This window comes from Streptomyces sp. NPDC056161, assembly GCF_042268025.1.
Lineage (GTDB): Bacteria > Actinomycetota > Actinomycetes > Streptomycetales > Streptomycetaceae > Streptomyces.
The window spans coordinates 1-20,259 of the sequence record NZ_JBHJUV010000078.1 but is presented as its reverse complement, the minus strand read 5'-3'; the positions used below and the strand labels follow the sequence as shown (position 1 = coordinate 20,259).

General features: G+C 72.1%; 14 protein-coding genes and 3 pseudogenes. 10 read left to right on the top strand and 7 right to left on the bottom strand.

What is annotated here, in order from left to right; genetic code table 11:
- Window positions 1-4: 4 nt before the first annotated feature.
- The 3 genes from ACFC09_RS41515 to ACFC09_RS41505 form a co-directional block, all read right to left on the bottom strand.
- Window positions 5-1,357 (bottom strand): ABC transporter substrate-binding protein, encoded by a 1,353-nt coding sequence (locus tag ACFC09_RS41515; protein WP_376537553.1) that lies wholly within the window; start codon window positions 1,355-1,357, stop codon window positions 5-7.
- 120 nt (window positions 1,358-1,477) lie between these two features.
- The gene (locus ACFC09_RS41510; protein WP_376537551.1) at window positions 1,478-2,476 is read right to left on the bottom strand and encodes a LacI family DNA-binding transcriptional regulator; all 999 of its coding nucleotides are present in this window, start codon (window positions 2,474-2,476) and stop codon (window positions 1,478-1,480) included.
- A 118-nt stretch (window positions 2,477-2,594) separates the two neighbouring features.
- The gene (locus ACFC09_RS41505) at window positions 2,595-3,266 is read right to left on the bottom strand and encodes a hypothetical protein (protein WP_376537549.1); all 672 of its coding nucleotides are present in this window, start codon (window positions 3,264-3,266) and stop codon (window positions 2,595-2,597) included.
- A 231-nt stretch (window positions 3,267-3,497) separates the two neighbouring features.
- On the opposite strand from ACFC09_RS41505, the gene ACFC09_RS41500 reads away from it, so the two are divergent.
- From ACFC09_RS41500 to ACFC09_RS41490, 3 genes are all read left to right on the top strand, one after another.
- On the top strand, window positions 3,498-4,154 hold the full coding sequence (locus ACFC09_RS41500) for a helix-turn-helix domain-containing protein (protein ID WP_376537547.1): 657 nt from the start codon (window positions 3,498-3,500) through the stop codon (window positions 4,152-4,154).
- Window positions 4,155-4,476: 322 nt separating this feature from the next.
- Window positions 4,477-4,704 (top strand): hypothetical protein, encoded by a 228-nt coding sequence (locus ACFC09_RS41495; protein WP_376537545.1) that lies wholly within the window; start codon window positions 4,477-4,479, stop codon window positions 4,702-4,704.
- Window positions 4,705-5,112: 408 nt separating this feature from the next.
- Complete coding sequence (locus ACFC09_RS41490; protein WP_376537543.1) at window positions 5,113-6,237, top strand: ATP-grasp domain-containing protein; 1,125 nt, start codon at window positions 5,113-5,115, stop codon at window positions 6,235-6,237.
- 52 nt (window positions 6,238-6,289) lie between these two features.
- On the opposite strand, the gene ACFC09_RS41485 is transcribed toward ACFC09_RS41490, so the two are convergent.
- Window positions 6,290-7,183, bottom strand: a complete 894-nt coding sequence (locus tag ACFC09_RS41485; RefSeq protein WP_376537541.1) for a sulfotransferase — start codon at window positions 7,181-7,183, stop codon at window positions 6,290-6,292.
- A 166-nt stretch (window positions 7,184-7,349) separates the two neighbouring features.
- A pseudogene (locus tag ACFC09_RS41480) lies at window positions 7,350-7,767 on the bottom strand (hypothetical protein); the annotation flags it as partial.
- Between ACFC09_RS41480 and ACFC09_RS41475 the strand changes: the two are divergent.
- Window positions 7,751-8,231 (top strand): annotated as a pseudogene (locus ACFC09_RS41475) (DUF4981 domain-containing protein); the annotation flags it as partial. The pseudogenes ACFC09_RS41480 and ACFC09_RS41475 overlap by 17 nt on opposite strands.
- 443 nt (window positions 8,232-8,674) lie before the next feature.
- On the opposite strand, the gene ACFC09_RS41470 reads toward ACFC09_RS41475, so the two are convergent.
- A complete protein-coding gene (locus ACFC09_RS41470; protein ID WP_376537539.1) occupies window positions 8,675-11,344 on the bottom strand; it encodes an FAD/NAD(P)-binding protein in 2,670 nt (889 codons plus the stop codon).
- 302 nt (window positions 11,345-11,646) lie between these two features.
- On the opposite strand from ACFC09_RS41470, the gene ACFC09_RS41465 reads away from it, so the two are divergent.
- A complete protein-coding gene (locus ACFC09_RS41465; protein ID WP_376537537.1) occupies window positions 11,647-12,921 on the top strand; it encodes an Ig-like domain-containing protein in 1,275 nt (424 codons plus the stop codon).
- A 194-nt stretch (window positions 12,922-13,115) separates the two neighbouring features.
- On the opposite strand, the gene ACFC09_RS41460 is transcribed toward ACFC09_RS41465, so the two are convergent.
- On the bottom strand, window positions 13,116-14,012 hold the full coding sequence (locus ACFC09_RS41460; RefSeq protein ID WP_376537535.1) for a helix-turn-helix domain-containing protein: 897 nt from the start codon (window positions 14,010-14,012) through the stop codon (window positions 13,116-13,118).
- A gap of 155 nt (window positions 14,013-14,167) precedes the next feature.
- On the opposite strand from ACFC09_RS41460, the gene tkt reads away from it, so the two are divergent.
- From tkt to ACFC09_RS41435, 5 genes and pseudogenes are all read left to right on the top strand, one after another.
- Window positions 14,168-16,243: a transketolase gene (gene tkt, locus ACFC09_RS41455; RefSeq protein WP_376537533.1), complete on the top strand. Its 2,076-nt coding sequence runs from the start codon at window positions 14,168-14,170 to the stop codon at window positions 16,241-16,243.
- A gap of 19 nt (window positions 16,244-16,262) precedes the next feature.
- Window positions 16,263-17,408: a transaldolase gene (tal, locus tag ACFC09_RS41450; protein ID WP_376537531.1), complete on the top strand. Its 1,146-nt coding sequence runs from the start codon at window positions 16,263-16,265 to the stop codon at window positions 17,406-17,408.
- The gene (zwf, locus tag ACFC09_RS41445; protein WP_376537529.1) at window positions 17,405-19,060 is read left to right on the top strand and encodes a glucose-6-phosphate dehydrogenase; all 1,656 of its coding nucleotides are present in this window, start codon (window positions 17,405-17,407) and stop codon (window positions 19,058-19,060) included. Before tal ends, zwf begins: the two co-directional genes overlap by 4 nt.
- Window positions 19,057-19,983: a glucose-6-phosphate dehydrogenase assembly protein OpcA gene (gene opcA / locus ACFC09_RS41440; RefSeq protein WP_376537527.1), complete on the top strand. Its 927-nt coding sequence runs from the start codon at window positions 19,057-19,059 to the stop codon at window positions 19,981-19,983. The genes zwf and opcA overlap by 4 nt, the downstream gene beginning before the upstream one ends.
- A gap of 1 nt (window position 19,984) precedes the next feature.
- Window positions 19,985-20,259, top strand: a pseudogene (locus ACFC09_RS41435) (glucose-6-phosphate isomerase); the annotation flags it as partial.

The window sequence follows — 20,259 nt, the reverse complement described above, 5'->3', positions numbered from 1 at the left end:
GTCGTCAGCCCCGGGACAGAATGCTGTCGATCTTGCCGGAGGCGTCCCCCAGGAGCTGGTCGATGTCCGCGTCCTTCTTGGTGAGGACGGCGGAGACGACGCCGTCGAGGACGGAGTAGATCTGCTGGGCGTTGGGCGGCTCGATCTTCATCTGGAGCTTCTGGTTGCCGTCCAGGAACGCCTGGTAGTTCTCCACCGGGACGTTGGCGTTGGCCTTCTTGACCTCCTGGTCCTTGGCGTCGGCGGCGCCGGTGAACAGGCGCGGCTCCGGCAGGCCGACCGGGGCGTCGTTCTTCTTGGCGCGGGCGTAGTCGCCGAGGAAGCCGGAGCCGGGGGTGAGGAACATGTGGTCGAGCCACTTGAGGCCGGCCCGGATCTGCTCGGGCGAGTCCTTCTTGTTGAACATGTATCCGTCGCCGCCGACGAGGGTGGCCTGGCCGCCGGGCATCGGGGCGATCGCCAGGTCGTCGTAGTTGCCGCCCTTCTCCTTGACCAGGATCGGGATGTTGTCGGGGGCGGAGAGGTACATGCCGAGCTTTCCGGAGCCCATCATCTGCTGGACGTCGTTGAGGATGAGCAGTTGCTTGCTGCCCATGGAGTTGTCGGTCCAGCGCATGTCGTGCAGGTTCTGCAGGACGGCGTGGCCCTCGGGGGTGTCGACGGATGCCTTCTTGCCGTCTTCGCTGACGACGTCGCCGCCCTGTGAGTACATCTCGGCGGTGAAGTGCCAGCCGCCCTGGTTCTGCGCGCTGTAGTCGGCGTAGCCGACGGTTCCGCCGCCGAGCGCGGCGATCTTCTTGGCGTCGGCGCGGACCTCTTCCCAGGTGGCCGGCGGCTTGTCGGGGTCGAGGCCCGCCTTCTCGAAGAGCTTGCGGTTGTAGATCAGGCCCATCGAGTAGCCGGTGCGCGGGATGCCGTAGATCTTCCCGTCGACGGTGAAGATGTCGCGCAGTTGCTGCTGGATGGTGTCGTAGCTCTTGAGCTCCTTGACGTACGGGGTGAGGTCCGCGGCCTGGTTGATGTCCACGACGTGCTTGACGTCGGTGAAGTAGGTGTAGAAGACGTCCTCCATCTGCCCGCCGGCGAGCTTGGCGTCGAACGTCTTCGGGTCCTGGCAGGGGAAGGCGTCGTGGGCGACGACGTCGATGTCCGGGTTCTGCTTCTCGAAGGAGGCGATGTCCTCCTCGAAGAACTTCCGGTCGACCTTGGCGCTCTTGGGCGGCTCGCAGTTGACGGTGATGCGAGTCTTGCCGTCGGCCGACTCGTCGCCGGACGACCCGCAGGCCGTGGCGACGAGGGCAAGGGAGGAACAGACGCCGATCGCGACGAAGGTACGACGGAACCCGGTGCTTGACATCGGTGGACCCCTCTGGACAGGAGCTGTGGGTGCCGCACACTCAAGCATCGAGACCAGAGGTTCGCAAGATGTCGCGCAGAATCTGTAATTATTTGACAGTGGAATGGGATCTACTGCACCTCAGCCACGCGGCGCTTGCGCGGTGGAACCACGGACCACCAGCTCGGGCTCGAACAGCAACTCGTCGGCGGGTACGGCGGTTCCGCCGATCTGCGCGTTGAGCAGTTCGACCGCGGCCTTGCCCATCGACTCGATGGGCTGGCGGACGGTGGTGAGCGGCGGTTCGGTGCAGTTCATCAGCGCGGAGTCGTCGTAGCCGACGACCGAGACCTGAGTGGGCACGTCGAGTCCCTTGCGCCGGGCGGCCCGTACCACGCCCAGTGCGAGCGGGTCGCTGGCGCAGATGAAACCGGTGACCCCGCGGTCGATGAGCTTGGCGCCCGCCGCGTGTCCGCCCTCGATCGAGAAGATCGCCCGCGCCACGTGCTCGTCCGGCAGCTCCCCCGCCACGGCGCGGGCCGCGGCCAGCTTCCGCGCCGAGGGCATGTGGTCGCCCGGCCCGAGGACCAGGCCGATCCGTTCGTGCCCGAGGGAGGCGAGGTGGCGCCACGCCTGCTCCACGGCGACCGCGTCGTCGCAGGACACCGCGGGGAACCCGAGGTCCGCTATGGCCGCGTTGACCAGCACCACCGGGATGTTGCGGTCGGCGAGCTGCCGGTAGTGGTCGTGCGGGGCCTCCGCCTGGGCGTACAGACCGCCGGCGAAGACGACGCCGGAGACCTGCTGTTGCAGCAGCAGCTCCACGTAGTCCGCCTCGGAGACACCGCCCTTGGTCTGGGTGCACAGCACCGGAGTGAGCCCGAGCTGGGCCAGCGCACCCCCGATGACCTCGGCGAAGGCCGGGAAGATGGGGTTTTGCAGTTCGGGCAGGACCAGGCCGACCAGCCGGGCCCGCTCTCCGCGCAGCTGGGTGGGCCGTTCGTAGCCGAGGACGTCGAGGGCGGACAGCACCGCCTGCCGGGTGGCTTCGGAGACTCCGGGCTTGCCGTTGAGCACCCGGCTGACCGTGGCCTCGCTGACCCCGACCTTCTTCGCCACTTCCGCAAGTCGTCGCGTCATGGGCGCAAGAATAGCGCAAGATACGCAAGGGGCTTGCATTACCCCTGGGGCGCGCGATGCGTCCGGCCAGGTGGACCCGCCCGGCGCCGTCGGCGACCTGAACGCCGGCGGTGCCGGGTCAGGGCTCCGGTGTGGGTACGACGGTCAGATGGGCGGCCGTACCTCGGGTGCGGCGTGGCCGGCGGGCGGCGGCCGCGGGGCGACGGGGGTCACGCAGGACGAAGGTGATGCGGCTGTGGCCCAGCTCCCTCAGGGTCTTCGGGGTGTCGTCGACGATGCGGCAGTCGGTGGCGCCCCAGCGCGGGTCCGGATGCAGCAGCGGGCGGACGGCGCCGTCGTGCTCGGCGGCGGCCGCGCCGACCACGCGGATCCAGTGCGGCAGTCCGTGCCGAAAGGCGGCCTCCATGATCGGGTCCTGGGCGATCTCCCGGCGGATCGCCTGGAGTCCGTGGTCGTGGGCGTACCGCTCCAGGTCTGCCTTGAAGCGGGCCAGCATCGGCAGGGCCCAACTCGACTCGTGTTCCCCGAGCACCGTGCCGGCGTCGGGGTGGAACAGGACGAAGCGGAGGAAGTTGTCGCCGGGCATGGCCGTGGGATGCGATCCGACACCGCGGAAAAGTGTCTCGAACGCACCGTTCGCCAACACCACGTCCCAGCGGTGATCGACGACGAGCGACGGGAACGCGACCGCGTCCAGGAGCACGGCGTAGTCCTGGAGGTACGCCTGGACCTCGCGGCCCCCGGGGACCGGCCGCGGCGCCGGCCGCCGCCCACCTGCCTGATATGCCATCGGGAGGTCACCCCTCTTGCCTCTGCGGCCTTCACGCGGCGTTGTGATCCTGCTGCTAGACGGCGTCCATGTCAACTATCGTGGCATTTCCACCTCGTTGACGGCTGAAATTGGCCACAGTTGTGGCGGGACCTGGATGCGGGTTCCGGGCAGGGGCTACTCTCCGGGAAGTTCACGGCAGCCCCTGGTGGCAAGCCACCGCATCCCCTGAGAGACCTAGGAGTCCTGTCGGTGACGGATGGCTACGAGGATCCGGGCGCCACGGCGACCGCCCAGCTGCCGGCCGTCGTCGCACGCGTCACCGCGCTCGCCGACCGGCTCGGTGTGCCGCACCCCGAAGTCTTCGACGTCGGGCGGCTCTCCGTCGCCTGCGGCGTCCCCGAACCCGTCGTCGGGGCCCTGCTGAGCGGCCGCCCCGCGGGCGAACCCGATGTCCAGGCCCGGTTCCTGCAACGCCTGGACCTGCTGCGCCGCACCCGGCTCAAGCCCAACGGACGCAGGTACACCCAGCAGGAGATCGCCGACGGCGCGGGCATGTCACGGCAGCAGGCCGGCGCCCTCATCAACGGCGACCGGCGCCCCACCATGGAGCACTGCGACGCCCTGCAACGCTTCTTCCGGGTGCACGCCGGATTCCTCACCGCGGAGGACCCCGAGGCCGTCGCGGGCGCACTCCAGCGCACCGAGCAGGAGCTGCTGCAGAAGCTCGCCGACCGCGAACGGGCGGCGGCCGCGGCCGCCGCGGACCCGCTGGAGCGGCTGCTCCAGGACCACGGGGTGCGCGGTATCGCCTGGCGCGCCGCGCAACTGCCCACCGACCAGCACCGGGACAAGGTCGCGGAGTGGCTGGACATGCTCCTGGAAAGCGTCAATCCTCCCGAGTCGTGAGCCGCCGACGGACCAGGGGCACCCGTGAGGCCCCACGACGGTCGTACCCCGCGCGCCCGACACCCGCGTCTGGGCCGGTCCCGACGTCGCCCACCACCGCCCCCTGACCTCACCCGACGTCGCCCACCACCGCCCCCTGACCTCACCCGACCTCGCCGGACCCGTGCTCCCGCACACCCGCGGACTCGGCCGAGCGGGCGAAACCATGTGCGGCCGGGCGGCGTTGTCAGTGGCGGACGGCAAGCTGGAGGTGCGCCGCCACCACGCGCGGCGTACGCGCCGTCCCGACGCGTGACTGCTGAGCCGACCCGGGGAGCCGACCATGTCCACCGCCGTACTGACCGACCGCGAGCGTACCGCCGTACAGGCATACCTGCGGCTGCTCCATACGGTGCGTGCCGCCTTCGACGGCCCACCGGACGGCGACAGGCCGTGTCTGGTCCCACCCGCCGTACTGGCCGAGGCGGAGCAGGCGATGGCCGACGCCGGGCTCATGGGCAACGAGGAGGCGTTCTTCCACCTGCTGCACACCTGGTGTCCGAGGGACTGAGCGGCTACCGCGTCGAGGTGCCCCGGCCGGCGGGGCGGCCAGGTGCGTCCGACCGGCCCGCGTGCGTCCCACCGGCCCAGGTGCGTCCACCGGGCCCGGAAGCGGTGACGCGGTGCCCGGAGGCGGTGATCCGGTGCCCGGTGGGCCGCGCGGACGCCGCCCGTCCCCGTCCCGGCCGCCCTCCGCTTCCGGTTCCGCTTCCGATTCCGGGGATGGCAAGAACCGACACCCGGAAAGGGGGAATCCGTAACACCCGCGTTGCACGGCGGGCCTCCGGAAACCCGTATGATCGCCGCAACACCACCGCCACGATCATCCGTCGCACAGCGCGGTTCGGTGTCCCTCCCACCACCATGCCCGGGCACGGGCCGCTGAGTCCTGCCCCGAAGCCCCCGGAAGGCGGCCTGCATGCTCTCCCGCGTACGCGTCTGGCTCAACCGCACGTACGCGGAGAACGTGTTCTTCATGGATCAGCTGCGGAGAAATCCGAGCGACCGGGCGGTCGAGGTCCACGCCACGCACGGCGACCCCGACTCCCCCGTACTGGCCGCCGCCGACACCGCCGACCTGGAGCCGGAAGGTCTGTCCCCCGCCGGCTACGTCGAGTACGCGCTGGACCAGTGCGCGCGGCGCGGCATCGACGTGTTCGTGCCCCGGCTGCACCAGGCCGCGATCGTGGCGCACCGCGCCGAGTTCACCGCGGCCGGAACGGCACTGCTGGCACCGACCGCGGAGGCGGTCGCCCTCTTCGAGGACAAGGCGACCGCTTACGAGGCGGCCCGCTCGGTCGGGGTGCCGGTGCCGCCGTGGCGGCGGGTGCGCACGGCGGACGAACTCCTCGCGGCCGTCGAGGAGTTGGAGGCCGACGGGCACAAGGCGTGCTTCAAGCCGGCCGTCGGCGCGGGCGGCGTGGGCTTCCGCGTGATCACCCGCAGCCCGCTGTCCCTCGTGCAGCTGAGCGGGTTCCCGAGCCCCTACGTGGAACTGGACCTGGTCGTGGCGGCGCTCCGGCGGGCCGACCACCCGGTGGACTGGCTGGTGATGCCGCGCCTGGAGCAGCCGGAGGTGTCGGTGGACTGCCTGACCGGGCCGGACAACCGGCTCCGGCTGGCCGTCGGACGCACCAAGTCGGGCCGCCGCCGCGGGTTCACGGTGCAGGAGCAGTGGCTGGAGCCGGCCCGGCTGATCGCGGAGGGCTTCGGACTGCACTACCTGTCCAACATCCAGTTCCGGATGTACGGTGACCGGCCGGTGCTGCTCGACGTCAACACGCGGCCCGCGGGCGGCCTGCACCAGCTGTCCCTGTGCGGGGTGAACGCCCCCTGGGCAGCGGTGCAGTTGGCGCTCGGGGAGGACCAGGGGGCGATCGAGCCGCCGTTCCTCGGGCCGGACTACACGGTGGTGTCGGGGCCGCGGCCGGTGTGGCCCGCGCCGCTGCCGCAGCGGCGGCCGGAAGAGACCGGTCCGCTGCGGTCCGCGCCGCCCGCTCCCGCGGCGCCGCGGGAGACCGCACCGCAGGCGCTGCCCCTGTAGCGGGACGCGCGCGGGCGGCACGGCGACCGCCGCGGACCGCCCGCGCGAGGGTCTAGACCGGGTACCCCCATGCCTTCGCGATCTCTTCGAGCCGTGGTGGCAGGGCGAGCGCGGGATCCGCCTCGCGGGCCGCGCGTATGCGGCCCGACTTGATCTCCTCGCTCCAGTCGCCGAGCTGCGGGCGGAAGACACCGTGGTCCTGGGTGCCGTAGTCGAGCATCCGGCTCTCCCAGGGGACCCCGAGGTAGGCGCACACACCCCGGGTGACCTGCTCCGGGTCGGCGGTGAGGTCCTCGTAGGTGATCACATGCGGGTCGAGCCGGCGGCGTGCCTCTTCCAGCTTCTCGCTGTAGTTCAGGACCTCAGCGCGGATCGAGTCGTGGTTCGGGTTCTCGCGCCGGTTGGTCAGGGACTGGATGACCGCGCCGGGGTGGCGCAGCAGCACTATGTAGCGGGCTCTCGGCCAACATCGGTGCAGGCGGGGCCAGATGAGGGTATTGGGTGGGGTCTTGTCGACGATGACGTCCTTGCCGCTGCGGTTCAGCTCCAGGTGCAGCACCCGGTCCCACAGCACGTGTTCCAGCTCCTGCCGGTCGAGGGCCAGCTCCTTCATCGCGGCCGCGGTGAAATGCCGCGACATCTGGACGTGGACCGTGCGCAGATGCATCTCGTGCGGTGCCCGGATGCGGCTGTGGCTGTTGAGCAGGACCCTGAGCAGGGTCGAGCCGGAGCGCACCGAGGAGAGCACGAAGACCGGCGACTCCACGAGGCGTGGGGCGGGCGGCGCCGCGTAGCCGCCGCTGTCGTCGCCCGCGGTCTTGTCGGGGGCCTTGCGCTGGGCGGGCACGGCGCCGAGGGTGCGGCGGGGCGGGCTCACCGCCTGCGCCATGAGCCTCCCCCGGCGCTTCAGTCCCTTGCCGATCGCGGACAGACGCGGGTCTCGCACGGTCTCACCTTTCTCTGGCCTGCCCGGCATCCCAGGGGCGGCGGGCGAACTTCAGGTGTCGCGGAGGCGAACCATCATGGTCGAACGGGCTCGGACAGCTGCCGTGAGCAGGTGATTTACCTGTTTCTTAATTCTTCATGGGAAGCGCGGAAAACCAAGCCCCCTGTCACACTCCGCCCGTTTGCGATGAGCGGGCCATGTGCCCGGTCTGTATCTCCTGTCGGAGGCGGGACAGACCGGGGTGGACCTCGGTGCGGCCCGCGACCGGCCTGCGGGCCACGTTGACGGAGTCGACCGGCGGGCGGAGCGCGAAGGCCCGTACGGCTGTCGCCCGGGAACCCGGACGCGGCGGCGGACAGCACCTGGCGTTCGACCGCCTCGACCGCGCAGACCGGTCCGGTCGCGTGCAGGGCGGCGGGTCCACGGCGACCGGGTGCGCGCCGTCCACGGCGGCCGGGTGCGCGCCGTTCGCGTCAACCGGGCAGGGCACCTCGATGACGGCCTCGGCGTCCCGTACGGACGGGGTGCCCGGGGTGGCGCACGTTCGGGATCAGGGTGGTGCGATCGTCACGGGCGATGGGACGCGCTCTCCCCGGGCGGCGGGTCGCCTGCCGTCCGGCCGCCATCGGGGCAACGCCGGGCCGTCGGGGCGGGTTCATCCACCGGTTCCGGGGCCGCGGCATCCTCCCGTACGTGAACGAGGGAAGACCGGCCGGGCAAGCCCGTGACGCGTGAGGACCGGGAGAGTACGGGTCCGGTCCGGATCGCGTGCTTCAGGCACGAGGGGATCGTCCTCAGCAACCATCAGCGGCGGCGTGGTCTGGCCTGGCTGGCGGGCGAGTGGGAGCTGTCCCGCGCCGACGGCCTCGTCCTGACCGCGCCCGCCGAACTGCCCGATCTGCTGCCGGGGCAGACCGCGGCGGTGCCGCTGCCCTTCGTGCTGCCGCCGGACGGCGGAGAGATGGTGCTGACGCTGCGGGTGCGCGCGGCGCGGGACGAGCCGGGGGTGCCGCGCGGCACCGCGGTGTGCGCCCCCGGACTGCGGCTGACGCGCCGTCAGGCGTAGCGGTGGGGCGCGCCCTCGCCGCCGCCACCGGCCTGCCGCCGCCCTCGGTCCCGAGAGCGGTGCCCCGAGGGCGGCGCCGACGGTGATCCGCACCCGGCCGGGGGCGGCCGGGGGGACGTGCGAAGACCGGACGGCCCCGGCGCCGCGGCGTTCCCGGTACGGGCGGGTGCGGCGCCGGGCCCAGCCGAGCAGCGGGCCACGCCCGTCAACCGCCCCGGCCGCCCCCACGAGCGGGCACCCCGACCCACCCCCGCCAGGCCGTACGACGGCGCCTCAAGCAGACGGCCGGACCGAGCGGCCGAGCGAGCCGAGCAGTCAGGCAGTCAGGCAGTCAGGCAGTCAGGTGAGCAGAGCAGGCAGACGACCCGCGTGCTCCGACGCCGCCGTTCCGGGCCGCCTCTCACCCTGCGGCCGACGACCGTCCCTCAGCCGGGCAGTGCCGCCAGCAACCGCCGGTCGCGGGGCGCCGGTTTGCGGTCCAGGCGGGCGTCCAGCAGGCGGCGGGCCGCGTCGCAGCGGCCGTCGGCCACCAGGGCGTACAGCAGCGTCTCCTCCACGACCTCCCGCTGGGCCGCGCTGCCGCCGACCCGGCGCAGCACCGGCAGCAGCGCGTCGAGGCCGCGGGCCGCCTGAGCGAACCGCTCCTCGACGAGCGCGGCGAACGCCTCGCACAACGGCGCGATGACCTCCCGCTGCACCGGGTCGGCCCCCGCCGCGTGGTCGCGCAGCCGGTGCAGCGCGGGCAGGTCCCCCGCGGCGGTGAGGGCGACCGCGGCGTGCAGCGCGGTGAACGCGGTCGCGGGCCGCTCCAGCACGTCACGGGCGACCGCGTCGAGCACGTCGGCGGTGGGCAGTTCGCCGGGCCAGTTGTCGCTGAGCCTGGCCCGCCACAGCATCGAACCCGAGTCGACCAGCGCCCGTACCCCGGTCACCCGGCCGGGCGCGAGCTGCGCGAACCAGCGCCTGCGCACCGCGGCCGGGTCGTCCAGGGCGAGTTCGTGCAGGGCGATGTGCCAGGAGAAGTGCGCCTTGTGGACGGCGCCCCGGCCGCGGCCGGACACCCAGCGGTCCAGCCAGTCGCGGCCCGCCTCGTGGGCGCCGGACTCGTAGTGGACGTGTGCGAGGGCGTGCACGGCGTGCCCGGAGGCGGGCTCGACGGCCAGGGCGCGGTGCGCCAGTTCCCCCGCCTCGTGCAGCCGGCCCTGCTCCTGGCGCAGGAAGGCGAGCAGCGAGGTGTGGAACCAGTGCCCGTCGAACGCCGGCGAGGTCAGGTCGAGCAGCCGGAGCGCGTCGTCGTCGTGCAGGTCGCTGACGCCGGAGAAGGCGATGGTGGGCACGGCCGCGGCCAGCGCGAGCGCGTCACCCGGGTAGGTCCGCAGATGCGTCATGAGCGCGCGGTCGCCGTCGTCGCCGACGATCCGGCGGGTGACGACGTCCACGAAGGAACGCTCGCGGTCGTCGGCCCGCTCGCGGGCGGCGCGCTGTGCGTCGGCGAGCGCGCGGGGCACATCGACGGGGGCGGAGCACTCGTGGCCGAGCAGGGCGAGGGCGGCGTGCCCGAGGGCGAAGCCGGGGTCGAGGGCGATGGCGCGGGCGAAGCCGTCCTCCGCTCCGGCGCGGACCTTGAGGGCCCGGTCCAGTCCGGCGCGGTAGGCGGCGGCCGCCTCCGCGTGGGTGGACAGGGCGAGGCCGTGGCCGTCGGCCGGCCGGCGTGCGGTGCGGGGCCGGGTGGTGAGCGGGGCGAGCAGTTGCCGGGCCAGTTCGGCCGCCTGGACGCGTATCTCCGGGATCGCGGTGGTCTCCCACAGCTCGCCGCGGCGCGGCGCGCCGAGCGTGAACAGCGGCGCCCCGGCCTCCCCACGGGCGTCCACGAGACGCCCGTCGCGGGTGGCGACGCCCATGCCGAGCGGCCCGGTGACCGCGGTGCCCGCGGTGAACAGCGCCCGCCACAGCGGGTCGTCGGGGCGCCGTCCCGGACCGGTGCAGTCGATCACCCAGCCCACGGACAGCGTGTGCCCGCCGGACAGTTCGACGCGCAGCCCGGCGTCGCCGTCGGCCCGGACGTCGGTCACCGTGCCGGTGTGGACGCGCAGCCGACGGGCGGTGCGGGCGCGCGAGACGCGTTCGGCGGTGGCGGGGGCCATGCGGTGGCGGTGGGTGTTCCACAGGGCGCCCTCGCGGGCCAGGAACTCCTCCCGTTCCCCGGGGGTGAGGCTGCGCCACAGCCGGGCGGTGTGCGGGCGCAGGCTGTCCAGGGCGGGACGCCAGTCGCCGTGCGTGCGCAGGGAGCGGCTGAGGTGCCGGTAGACGGCCCGGCGCAGCCGGCCGAGCGAGGTGTCGGACAGGTCCGGGGGTGCGGGCATCGGCCCGGCCGGGCCGAGCGCGTGCGGCTGGGGCAGCAGGCCGGTGCGGGAGAGCGCGTGCACCGTGCGGTCGGGGCGGTCGAGGGTGAGGGCGAGGTCGACGGCGGTGAGGCCGGTGCCGACGAGCAGGACGTCGGCGTCGTCGGCGAGCGGGCCGTCCAGGGCGTCGGGCACCCAGGGCGTGGCGATGAACCGGGGCGAGTCCCGCAGCCGGGGCGTGGCCCAGGCGGCGGACGGGGCGGCGGGCCCGGTGGCGAGCACGGCGGCGTCCGCGGTCAGTCGTCCCCCGTCGGCGAGGTGGAGTTCCACCCGGCCGTCGGGGGTGCCGGTACAGTCCTCCGCCCGGGTGCGCAGCCGGCGTACGGAGACGGTGCCGTGGGCGCGTACGACGGCCTGTCCGAGGGTGTCGGCGAGATAGGCGCCGTAGCGGTAGCGGGTGGCGAAGTCGGCGCTGGTGACGGTGGGTTCGCCGTGCCGGCACAGCCAGCGGGTGAAGTGTCCCGGGTCGTCGGGGTAGGCGCTCATGCCGCCCGCGGGGACGTTGAGGCGGTGGCGCGGGTCCCGGGTGGCGTAGGCGACGCCGCGGCCCGCCTCCGGGGCCGGGTCGACCAGGACGAGATCGAGCGGGATCCGGCGGCGGGCCGCCGTCTCGCAGAGCTGGACCGCGGTGAGGGTGCCCGACGCGCCGGCTCCCACGACGGCCACGACGGGGCGCTTGCTGATTTCGGTCATGGATACCTCCGGCAGGGTCGGCGAGCTGCTGCTTCCTCACTATTCCTATCGAATTGGTGGGGAAGCCAGGCCGGTCGGGGGATCTCACCGGAAACTCAGGACCGCCGGTCGGGCGTTCATGCTCCGTTCACGAACGGACCGGCCCGGACAACTCCCCGTTCCGGTCGGTGCGACGCCCCAACCGGCCCTGTCCTCACGGGAATCTAAGGGAGCACCGCACGGATTCAAAGGTCCGCCCCAGACAAGCGGAGCAGGATGTCCGGACACGAGGGGGACGATCAGGCATATCAGAAAGGCGTGTCGTGGGCGCATCGCGCATATCGAATCGGTCGGAGCAGCGGTCCCGCACCTGGTCGCGGCGCGGAATACTGGCCCTGCTCGGCGGGGCGCCGGTCGCGTTCCTGACGGGGTGCGGTTCGTCCGCGAACGCGTCGGGCGTGGGCGAGAACGGCAAGAACGGCCAGAACGGTAATAACGGCAATAACACTGCCGCGTCCGCGCAGGCCGTCACCGAGCGGGCGACGATCACGGTGACGCCCGCGGCGGGCACCGCGAAGGCGGACTTCACCAGCCCGGTCAAGGTCTCCGTGGCCAACGGCACGCTGGCCTCCGTCAAGGTCACCGACGCCGACGGCGCTGCTCTGCCCGGTGGCCTGAACGACGCCCGGACGAAATGGACCTCGTCCCGCAACCCGTATTCGGGGACCGCGTACACGGTGACGGCGCGGGCGCAGGACACCGCCGAGGCGACGGTGACGACCTTCACCACCGAGGCGCCCGCCGAGACCTTCCTCGGCTACTTCACCCCCGAGGCGGACTCCACCTCGGGCGTCGGCATGCCGGTCTCCCTCAACTTCACCCGTGCCGTCACCGACCGGACCGCCGTGCAGAAGGCCATCACGGTGACCGCCGAGCCCGCGGTGGAGGTGGTGGGCCACTGGTTCGACGACACCCGGCTGGACTTCCGGCCCGAGACGTACTGGGCACCGGGCACGACGGTCACGCTGAGCCTGCGGCTGCGGGACGTCGAGGGCGCGGACGGCGTGTACGGCGAGCAGTCGAAGGACGTCACCTTCCACATCGGCCGCGAGCAGATCAGCACGGTCGACCTGGCGGCGAAGCGGATGACGGTCGTACGGGACGGGAGGACCAGCGCCACCTATCCCGTCACGGGCGGCGACCCCGATCACCGGACCTGGGCCGGGATCATGGTGATCAGCGAGAGGTTCAAGCAGACCCGCATGGAGTCGTCCACGGTCGGGCTCGGCGACGAGTACGACATCCCGGACGTCCCGCACGCCCAGCGGCTGACCACCTCCGGCACGTTCGTCCATGGCAACTACTGGGCGTCCACCTCGGTGTTCGGCCACCAGAACACCAGTCACGGCTGCGTCGGTCTGCACGACGCCAAGGGTGCGGGCGACCGGTCCGTGGACGGATACGAGTTCTACGACAGTTCGATGCTGGGTGACGTCGTCGTGGTGAAGAACTCCGGCGACGAGACGGTGGACCCGGCGAACGGCCTCAACGGCTGGAACATGTCCTGGGCGGACTGGAAGGCCGGCAGCGCGGTGTGACGGGCGGCGCCGGACGACCGGCGGAGGTGGACAACCGGCGGTAGTGGACAACCGGCGACGGTGGACATCGGCTCGGTCGCCTGGGCGGCTGGGCGCGGTTCAGGGGTGTCGGCTTCGGTTCCACGGCGGCCAACCGGTTCCACGCGCGGCCTGCGGGGTGAGGCAGGGGCCGCCGTGCGACGCACGGGCAGGCGTCAGCCGAGTTCCGCCCGGAACGCCGCCGGGGTCAGTCCGGTGTGCAGATGGAAGAACTTGGAGAAGTTCGCCGCGTCGGGGAAGCCGACGGCCGCGCCGACCCGGCCGATGGGCAGATCGGTGTGGGCGAGCAGCCGTTTGGCCTCCAGGACCACCCGCTTGTCGATGAAGCCCTTGGGCGTCTGGCCGGTGGCGGCGCGGACCGCGCGGACGAGGGTACGGCGGGAGTAACCGAGCGCGTCGGCGTAGGCGCTGACGCTGTGATTGGTGGCGAAGCCCTGCTCGACCGCGTCACGGAACAGCGTGAACGTGGTGTCCGTCTGCTGCCGGGGCGTGGGCGCGGAACTGGCCGCGAGATGGCCGAGGCGCAGCAGGAACGCCGTCAGGGAGTGCCGCAGCACGGCCGTGTGCAGGCTGAGCGGGAGGGTGCGCGTGTCCTCGTACTCACGGCCCACGTGCGCCAGCGCGGCGCGCAGCGCGTCGAGTTGCGCCGGGTCCGGGTGGAGCAGGGGCGGCAGGTCGTAGCGGTAGAGGCCGGTGGCCTCCACGGTGGCGCGGGGCAGGAAACCGGGCTGCATCGTGAGGGCGGTCCCGTGGTACTCGCACGTCCGGGAGTAGCGGTGGACCTGTCCGGGGCGGATCCACAGCACGTCGCCCGCCGTCGCCTCGTACTCGGTGAAGTCGACCATGTGCCGGACCGGGCCGTCGGTGAACAGCAGGACCACGTGGAAGTCGATGCGGTGGACGCGGCGCAGCGGCGCCTCCGGGTGCCAGGTGCGCTCGGCCGCCATCGGGCCGACCTGGATGCCGACTCCGCCCACGCTCAGGTCGACCGGGAAGGGGAAGGTCCTGATCCCGTCGCCGCCATCGCCGCCTTGCACTGTTCTGCCCGCCATGTCGCTCTTGTGCCGCCCCTGTCGTGCGCCGTCGTGGCGCCGGTGTCCCACTTTCACCACAGGCTGACACACCTCGACCTTCCTTCCCAAAAGTCTGACTTTTAAGTTTTAACGCGTCCGGCCAGAACTCCGCTGAGATCGAGGACTTCTTGAAGATGAGCACGCATTCAACCGACGGATTCGAATGGACCGACCTCGACCGGCGTGCCGTGGACACCGCCCGCCTCCTGGCGGCCGATGCCGTGCAGCAGGTCGGCAACGGGCACCCCGGCACGGCGATGAGCCTGGCGCCCGCCGCATACACGATCTTTCAGAAGCTGCTGCGCCATGACCCGGCCGACCCCGAGTGGACCGGCCGCGACCGCTTCGTCCTGTCCCCCGGCCACACCTCGCTGACCCTGTACACCCAGCTGTTCCTCGCCGGGTACGAGCTGGATCTCGACGATCTGAAGGCGTTCCGCACCCACGGCTCCAAGACGCCCGGCCACCCCGAGTACGGGCACACCGCCGGTGTCGAGACCACCACGGGACCGCTCGGCCAGGGCGTCGCCAACGCCGTCGGCATGGCGATGGCCGCCCGCTACGAGCGCGGTCTGTTCGACCCGGACGCCCCCGAGGGCACCTCCCCCTTCGACCACACCATCTGGGCGATCGTCTCGGACGGTGACCTGGAGGAGGGCGTCTCCGCCGAGGCTTCCTCGCTCGCCGGCCACCAGCGGCTCGGCAACCTGGTCTTCCTCTACGACGACAACCACATCTCCATCGAGGGCGACACCGCCACCGCCTTCTCCGAGGACGTACTCGGGCGCTACGCGGCCTACGGCTGGCACGTGCAGCGCGTCGAGCCCGCCGAGAACGGCGACGTCGACGTGCACGCCCTGCACACGGCGCTCGCCGCGGCCCGCGCGGAGACCGGACGCCCGTCGATCGTCGCGCTGCGCACCACCATCGCCTGGCCCGCCCCCAACGCGCAGAACACCGAGGCCGCGCACGGCTCGGCCCTGGGCGCTCAGGAGGTCGCGGCCACCAAGCGGGTCCTGGGCTTCGACCCCGACCGGCACTTCCAGGTCGCCGACGAGGTGCTGGCGCACACCCGCCGGGCCCTGGACCGCGGCGCCGAGGCGCACGCCGCCTGGGACAAGCGGCTCGCCGAGTGGCGCACCGCCACGCCCGAGCGCGCCCGCGTCTTCGACCGTGTCGTCGCCGGTCAGCTGCCCGAGGGCTGGCAGGACGCGCTGCCCGTCTTCGAGGAGGGCACGTCCGTCGCCACCCGCGCCGCCTCGGGCAAGGTACTTCAGGCACTCGGCGCGGTCCTGCCCGAACTGTGGGGCGGCTCCGCCGACCTGGCCGGCTCCAACAACACCACCATCGACAAGAACTCCTCCTTCCTGCCGAAGGGCAACCCGCTGCCCGGCGCCGACCCGTACGGCCGCACCGTCCACTTCGGCATCCGCGAGTTCGCGATGGCCGCGGAGATGAACGGCATCGCCCTGCACGGCAACACCCGCATCTACGGCGGCACCTTCCTGGTGTTCTCCGACTACATGCGCAACGCCGTCCGCATGGCCGCCCTGATGCAGCTGCCCGTCACCTACGTGTGGACGCACGACTCCGTCGGCCTCGGTGAGGACGGCCCCACCCACCAGCCCGTCGAACACCTGGCCGCCCTGCGGGCCATTCCCGGCCTCGGCGTCGTCCGCCCGGCGGACGCCAACGAGACCGCGGTCGTCTGGGCCGAGATCCTGAAGAGGCACACCACGCACCCCGCCCCGCACGGGCTCGCGCTGACCCGCCAGGGCGTGCCCACGTACGCGCCGAACCCGGACGCGGCCAAGGGCGGGTACGTGCTGCGCGAATCGTCGGCCGAGACCCCGGAGGTGATCCTGATCGCCACCGGTTCCGAGGTGCAGATGGCCGTCGCCGCCCGGGAGCTGCTGGAGGCCGAGGGCATCGGCACCCGAGTGGTGTCGATGCCGTCGGTCGAGTGGTTCGAGGAGCAGCCGCGGGAGTACCGCGAACGCGTCCTGCCGCCGGCCGTGAAGGCCCGGGTCGCGGTCGAGGCGGGCATCGGCCTGACCTGGTACCGCTATACGGGCGATGCCGGACGCGTGGTCTCCCTGGAACACTTCGGCGCCTCCGCGGCCGCGCAGACGCTGTTCACCGAGTACGGCTTCACCCCCGAGAACATCGCCGCCAAGGCCCGGGAATCCCTGGCCGACGCCCGCGGTTGATCCGATCGCCAGAAAGAAGATGATCACAGTGACCGAAGCAACCGCGCCCGCGGGAGCACTGGAACGCCTGACCCGCGCGGGGGTGTCCATCTGGCTCGACGACCTGTCACGGCGCCGGATCAGCAGCGGCAACCTGGCCGAACTCGTCGCCGGCAAGAACGTCGTGGGCGTCACCACCAACCCGTCCATCTTCCAGGCCGCCATCGGCTCGGGCGAAGGCTACGAGGAGCAGTTGGCCGACCTCGCCGCGCGCGGCGTGACGGTCGACGAGGCGGTACGGATGATGACCACCGCCGACGTCCGCGCCGCCGCCGACGTGCTGCGGCCCGTGTACGAGGCCACCGGCGGCCGGGACGGCCGGGTCTCCATCGAGGTCGATCCGCGGTTCGCGCACGACACCGCGGCGACGGTCGCCGAGGCCAAGCAGCTCGCGTGGCTCGTCGACCGGCCCAATGTCATGATAAAGATTCCGGCCACCGAGGCGGGCCTGCCGGCGATCACCGAGGTCATCGGCCTCGGCATCAGCGTCAACGTCACGCTGATCTTCTCGCTCGAACGCTACCGGCAGGTCATGGACGCCTATCTGGCCGGCCTGGAGCGGGCCCGCGCGGCGGGCCTGGACCTGTCGGCCGTGCACTCCGTCGCCTCGTTCTTCGTCTCCCGGGTCGACGCCGAGATCGACAAGCGGCTGACGCTCCTCGGCACCGCCGAGGCCCGTGCGCTCAAGGGCCGGGCGGCGCTGGCGAACGCGCGACTGGCCTACGAGGCGTACGAGGAGGTGTTCGGCGGCGCCCGTTGGACCTCCCTCGCGGGAGCCCGCGCCAACAAGCAGCGCCCGCTGTGGGCCTCCACCGGTGTGAAGGACCCCGCCTACAAGGACACCCTGTACGTCGACCAGTTGGTCGCGCCCGGCACCGTCAACACGATGCCGGAGGCGACCCTCGACGCCACCGCCGACCACGGCGAGATCACCGGTGACACGGTGACCGGCGGCTATGCGCAGGCCCGCGCGGACCTCGCGGCCGTGGAGCGGCTCGGCATCTCCTACGACGAGGTCGTGCGCAAGCTGGAGGACGAGGGCGTCGCCAAGTTCGAGGCGGCCTGGCAGGAGCTGCTGACCGCCGTCGCCAAGTCCCTGGACAGCAAGGGAGCCGACGTCCGATGAGCGTCCCCGAGCAGGAACCGGCACCGGCCACGGACCGCGTACCGACCGCACCGGCCACACCGGCCGGGCCGACCGCACCGGCCGGGCCGGCCGCACCGAGCGGGCCGACCGCACCGAGCGGGCCGGCCGCCGACTGGGTGAACCCCCTCCGTGACCCCCGCGACCGCCGCCTCCCCCGGATCGCCGGTCCGTCCGGGCTGGTGATCTTCGGGGTGACCGGCGACCTGTCCCGCAAGAAGCTGATGCCGGCCGTCTACGACCTGGCCAACCGCGGACTGCTGCCGCCGGGCTTCTCGCTGGTGGGCTTCGCCCGCCGGGACTGGGAGCACCAGGACTTCGCGCAGGAGGTGCACGACGCGGTGCGCGAGCACGCCCGCACCCCGTTCCGCGAGGAGGTGTGGCAGCAGCTCGCCGAGGGCATGCGGTTCGTGCCCGGCGACTTCGACGACGACACGGCGTTCAAGCAGTTGCGCGAGGCCGTCGAGGAGTTGAACAGCTCGCGCGGCACCGGCGGCAACTTCGCCTTCTACCTGTCCGTGCCGCCCAAGTTCTTCCCGAAGGTCGTCCGGCAGCTGAAGAAGCACGGGCTCGCCAAGCCCCCGGAGGGCTCCTGGCGGCGCGCGGTCATCGAGAAGCCGTTCGGCCACGACCTGGCCAGCGCCCGCGAGCTGAACGCGGTCGTGCACGACGTGTTCGAACCGGACCAGGTGTTCCGGATCGACCACTACCTCGGCAAGGAGACCGTCCAGAACATCCTGGCGCTGCGCTTCGCCAACCAGATGTACGAACCGATCTGGAACCGGTCGTACGTGGACCACGTGCAGATCACCATGGCCGAGGACATCGGCATCGGTGGCCGGGCGGGCTACTACGACGGCATCGGCGCGGCCCGCGACGTCATCCAGAACCACCTGCTCCAGCTGCTCGCGCTCACCGCGATGGAGGAGCCGATCGCGTTCGACGCGGAGTCGCTGGTCACCGAGAAGCTGAAGGTGCTCAAGTCGGTGCGGCTGCCCGACGACCTGGGCGCGCACACCGTACGCGGGCAGTACGCGGCGGGCTGGCAGGGCGGTGAGAAGGTCGCCGGCTACCTCCAGGAGGACGGCATCGACGCCCAGTCGAAGACCGACACCTACGCGGCCGTCAAGCTGGAGGTCGACAACCGCCGCTGGGCGGGCGTCCCCTTCTACCTGCGCACCGGCAAGCGGCTCGGCCGCCGGGTCACCGAGATCGCGGTGGTCTTCCAGCGGGCCCCGCACTCCCCCTTCGACCACTCCTCCACGGAGGAACTGGGCCAGAACGCGGTCGTCATCCGCGTCCAGCCCGACGAGGGCATGACGGTGCGCTTCGGCTCCAAGGTGCCCGGCACCTCGATGGAGATCCGGGACGTCTCCATGGACTTCGCCTACGGCGAGTCGTTCACGGAGTCCAGCCCGGAGGCGTACGAGCGGCTCATCCTGGACGTACTGCTCGGCGACGCCAATCTGTTCCCCCGGCCCCGGGAAGTGGAAGAGTCCTGGAAGATCCTCGACCCGATCGAGGAGTACTGGGCGGCGCACGGCCGGCCGGCGCAGTACGCGTCGGGCGGCTGGGGACCCGAGGAAGCCGACGAGATGCTCGCACGAGACGGACGGAGCTGGCGCAGGCCATGAAGATCGACCTGACCGACACCACGGCAAGCAAGATCAACAAGGCCCTTGTGCAGGGCCGCCGTGCCATCGGCACCCCGGCGGTGGGCATGGTCCTGACGATGGTCATCGTCACGGACGAGGAGAACGCCTACGACTCCATCAAGGCGGCCGAGGACGCCTCGCGCGAGCACCCCTCGCGCACCCTGGTGGTCATCAAGCGGCACACCCGCACGCCCCGCGAGCGCACGCAGTCCCGGCTGGACGCGGAGGTCCGGGTCGGTTATGAGGCGGGCACCGGCGAGACGGTGGTCCTGCGCACGTTCGGCGAGGTCTCCGACCATGCCGACTCCGTGGTGCTGCCGCTGCTGCTGCCGGACGCGCCGGTCGTCGTCTGGTGGCCGGTGGACGCGCCCGACAACCCGGCGAAGGACCCGCTGGGCGCCCTCGCCCAGCGCCGGATCACCGACATGTACGCGGTGGAGCACCCGCTGGACGCGCTGGAGGCCCGCGTCCGCTCCTACGCCCCCGGCGACACCGACCTGGCCTGGACCCGGCTCACCCCCTGGCGTTCGATGCTGGCCGCGGCCCTGGACCAGGCCCGCGCGCGGATCGTCTCCGCCACCGTGGAGAGCGAGGCCGAGAACCCCAGCGCCGAACTGCTCGCCCGCTGGCTGGAGGTGCGCCTCGCGGTCCCGGTCGACCGGGTGGTCACGGCCGGTCCGGTCGTCACGGCCGTCCGCCTGGGCACCGCCGACGGCGACATCGTCATCGACCGGCCCGAGGGACCGCTGGCCACGCTGACCCTGCCCGGCCAGCCGCCCCGCACCCTGGCCCTGAAGGTCCGCCCCACCTCCGAACTCATCGCCGAGGAGCTGCGCCGCCTCGACGCCGACGAGATGTACGCCGTCGCCCTGCGTGGCGAGGGCACCAAGGAGAACGTCTGACATGGCCGAGTCCACCCACCCCGTGCTCACCCGGCGCCCCGAGTGGGCCGCGCTCGCCGACCACCGCACCGAGTGGCGGCAGAGCCTGCGCGAGCTGTTCGCGGCGGACCCGGAACGGGCCCAGCGGTATGTCGTACGCGTCGGTGACCTGTACATCGACTATTCGAAGCATCTGGTGACCGATGAGACGCTGGCGTTGCTGCGGGAGCTGGCGGTGGCGACGGATGTGTTCGGGCTGCGGGACGCCATGTTCCGTGGTGAGAAGATCAACGTGAC

Bases quoted from the DNA above. Each gene is read 5' to 3' on its own strand.
- ACFC09_RS41470 (WP_376537539.1), bottom strand. From the start codon at position 11,344: ATGACCGAAATCAGCAAGCGCCCCGTCGTGGCCGTCGTGGGAGCCGGC.
- ACFC09_RS41460 (WP_376537535.1), bottom strand. From the start codon at position 14,012: ATGGCGGGCAGAACAGTGCAAGGCGGCGATGGCGGCGACGGGATCAGG.
- opcA (WP_376537527.1), top strand. From the start codon at position 19,057: ATGAAGATCGACCTGACCGACACCACGGCAAGCAAGATCAACAAGGCC.
- zwf (WP_376537529.1), top strand. From the start codon at position 17,405: ATGAGCGTCCCCGAGCAGGAACCGGCACCGGCCACGGACCGCGTACCG.
- ACFC09_RS41490 (WP_376537543.1), top strand. From the start codon at position 5,113: ATGCTCTCCCGCGTACGCGTCTGGCTCAACCGCACGTACGCGGAGAAC.
- ACFC09_RS41495 (WP_376537545.1), top strand. From the start codon at position 4,477: ATGTCCACCGCCGTACTGACCGACCGCGAGCGTACCGCCGTACAGGCA.
- ACFC09_RS41515 (WP_376537553.1), bottom strand. From the start codon at position 1,357: ATGTCAAGCACCGGGTTCCGTCGTACCTTCGTCGCGATCGGCGTCTGT.
- ACFC09_RS41505 (WP_376537549.1), bottom strand. From the start codon at position 3,266: ATGGCATATCAGGCAGGTGGGCGGCGGCCGGCGCCGCGGCCGGTCCCC.
- ACFC09_RS41510 (WP_376537551.1), bottom strand. From the start codon at position 2,476: ATGACGCGACGACTTGCGGAAGTGGCGAAGAAGGTCGGGGTCAGCGAG.
- tal (WP_376537531.1), top strand. From the start codon at position 16,263: ATGATCACAGTGACCGAAGCAACCGCGCCCGCGGGAGCACTGGAACGC.
- tkt (WP_376537533.1), top strand. From the start codon at position 14,168: ATGAGCACGCATTCAACCGACGGATTCGAATGGACCGACCTCGACCGG.